This window comes from Methylobacterium sp. B1 (assembly GCF_000333255.1).
In the GTDB taxonomy this organism is placed as follows: domain Bacteria; phylum Pseudomonadota; class Alphaproteobacteria; order Rhizobiales; family Beijerinckiaceae; genus Methylobacterium; species Methylobacterium fujisawaense.
Map to the genome: position 1 here is coordinate 1 of NZ_BACT01000509.1, position 2,644 is coordinate 2,644.

The 2,644-nt window shown below is 72.8% G+C and carries 4 protein-coding genes; 2 read left to right on the forward strand and 2 right to left on the reverse strand.

All coding sequences use genetic code 11. The features are described 5' to 3' along the window. Positions 1–488: biotin/lipoyl-binding protein (locus I53_RS14975; RefSeq protein ID WP_043352023.1), on the reverse strand; the 488-nt coding region annotated here is incomplete at its 3' end. Between the two features lie 75 nt (positions 489–563). Here I53_RS14975 and I53_RS14980 point away from each other — a divergent pair. Together I53_RS14980 and I53_RS14985 are read left to right on the forward strand one after the other, a co-directional pair. Then, positions 564–1,238 (forward strand): TetR/AcrR family transcriptional regulator, encoded by a 675-nt coding sequence (locus tag I53_RS14980; protein ID WP_051044827.1) that lies wholly within the window; start codon positions 564–566, stop codon positions 1,236–1,238. 201 nt (positions 1,239–1,439) lie between these two features. Then, a complete protein-coding gene (locus tag I53_RS14985) occupies positions 1,440–2,150 on the forward strand; it encodes a DUF1013 domain-containing protein (protein WP_043352024.1) in 711 nt (236 codons plus the stop codon). Positions 2,151–2,298: 148 nt separating this feature from the next. Here I53_RS14985 and I53_RS14990 read toward each other — a convergent pair. Next, a partial coding sequence (locus I53_RS14990; protein WP_043352026.1) for an MFS transporter occupies positions 2,299–2,644 on the reverse strand: 346 nt, incomplete at its 5' end.

Below are 2,644 nucleotides of genomic sequence, written 5' to 3' on the forward strand. Positions count from 1 at the left end.
GACGAGGCGACCTGCGCCTGCTGCTGGATGATCGCGGATGCGACGCCCAGGACCTGCGCCTTGTCCTTCTCGACCTCGGCCTCGGCCTGCTTGAGCTGGACCCGGTAGGACCGATCGTCGAGGCGGGCGATGACGTCCCCGGCCTTGACCGGCTGGTTGTCGCCGACCCGCACCTCCGCGACGGTGCCGGCGATGCGCGGGGCCACCGTCACCTTGTCGGACTGGAGATAGGCGTCGTCGGTCACCTCGAGGAAGCGGCCGACGGTCCACCAGTGCCAGCCGTAGGTTCCGGCGCCGCCCAGCGCGAGAACTCCGAGGAGGGGCAGCACGATCCGCGCGCGGCGGCGACGCGGCGCCGATGCGGAGGCCGGCGCAGGGACCTGGGCCGGGGTCTGGGCCGGGACCGCGGCGGCGGCGACCGGGGCGGGCGCCGGGGCACCCGCGACCGGGTCGGCACTCTTGAAGCTGTCGCTGCGACGTGCGTCCATCGGGTCTGGCCAGAATCAAAACGGTACGGTATCGTTTTGATAATGCGCGGGACGGCTTCGGGCAAGGAGAATCGGGTGACGGTCACGGAGATCGCGGGAGCGGAGGCGGGACAGCGGCGGGGCGGCCGGCCGACGCGCGCGGAGGCGGTCCGGCGCGAGGCGCACCTGATCGCCGTGGCGACCACCCTGTTCCTGGAGCGCGGCTTCGACGCCACCTCCATCGACGCGGTGGCCGAGGCCGCCGGGATGAGCAAGCCGACGGTCTATGCCCGCTACCGCGACAAGCGGGCCCTGTTCGAGGCGGTCCTGCGCGAGCGGATCGCCGCGTGGCTGGCGCCGCTCTCCGCTGCCGCCGAGGCCCAGGCCGCGCAGGGCGGGAGCGACGACGTCGAGACCGCCCTGCAGGATCTCAGCCGCACCCTGCTGGCCCACGGGCAGTCGCCGGGGGCGGCCATGCTCAAGCGCAACCTCGTGGCCCAGGCCCTGCAGTTTCCCGAACTGGCGCGGCTGGCCCACGAGGAGGGCTGGCTGCGGGGCGTGCGCGCCGTGGCGCAGCTGCTCGACGCCTTCGCCCGGCGCGGCCGGATCGCCGTGGCGGATCCCGAGATCGCGGCCGACCTGTTCCTCAGCCTCGTCCTGGGCCGGTCGTCCCAGGCGGCCCTCTACGGCATCGCCACCGATCCGGAGACGCAGGAGCGGCGGCGGCAGGCGGCGGTGCGGCTGTTCCTCGACGGGGTGCGGCCGCGCTGAGGGGCGGCCGGTCGTCCCGGCCCCCGGTGAATCCGCAGGCGGGCTCTCCGAACCGCCGAACCCGTGATTGCGCCCCTCCCCGCCCGGGCCTATAGTGCCTCATCCCCATTCGACAGCGTGAGACGGGACATCCGGATCGGTCATCCGGAGCCCGCGGCCCGATGCCCGGCCCCCGTCCCGCCAGGCCGGAGCACGAGAGACATGTCCCAGGGTCCGCTGATGCCCAAGGCGACCGCCGTCTGGCTGGTCGAGAACACCTCGCTGGCCTTCGAGCAGATCGCCGATTTCTGCAAGCTGCACCCGCTGGAGGTGAAGGGCATCGCCGACGGCGAGGTCGCGGCCGGCATCAAGGGGCTCGACCCGGTCTCCACCGGCCAGCTCACCCGCGACGAGATCGAGAAGGCCCAGAAGGCGCCGCACTACAAGCTGAAGCCGGCCGTCTCGAAGGTGAAGCTGCCGGAGGTGAAGCGCACCACCAAGGGCCCGCGCTACACCCCCCTCTCCCGCCGCCAGGACCGGCCGAACGCCATCCTGTGGCTGCTGCGCAACCACCCGGAGCTGAAGGATTCGCAGATCATCCGGCTGGTGGGCACCACCAAGTCGACGATTCAGCAGATCCGCGAGCGCACCCACTGGAACTCAGGCTCGCTCCAGCCGATGGACCCGGTGACCCTCGGGCTCACCACCCAGATCAACCTCGATTTCGAGGTCCAGCGCGCGGCGGCCGACCGCCCGGCCGCGGTGGCGGCCGAATCCGGCGCCTCGCTGCTGCCGACCGAGGTCTCCACGGCCCGCGAGGCGGACGAGCGGGAGCACGCGGACGATCACGGCGGCCGCGAGGAGCGGCTCGATGCCGATTCGGTCTTCGCCAAGCTCAAGGGGCGGCACCACGACGAGGACGACGAGGACTAGGACCGGCCTCCGCCCTGCCCCCTGGGCCGGGCGGGCCCATGGCGGCCTGTGCAGGATCCGGCCCCCGCTCCACCGGAGTCGGGGGCCGCTTTGCGTCTGGCCGGGCCCGGGACCGCCGGCCGCCGGCGGGGCGGGACCCGGGATCGATCTATTCCGGCAGCGGCCGGCCCCGCGTCTCCGGCATGAACCACGGCACCACGAGGCCGATCACGTAGACGCTCGACAGGGTCAGAGCCGCCGCGGCGACGCCCCCGAAGGCGGTCACGATCTGCCCGGCGAGGATCGGGAAGATCCAGGCGATCAGCCGCGCGCCGTTGAAGACCACGCTCGCCGCCGTCGCCCGCACCGCCGGGGTGAACAGCTCCGCGAGGTAGATCGCCATCCACGAGAAGGCGAAGCCCAGGGTGAAGAACCCGTTCAGGAAGGCGAGCCCCATGAACGGCACCAGCCCCGCGGTCCAGAGGTAGCAGGCGAGCGACGTGACGATGCAGCCG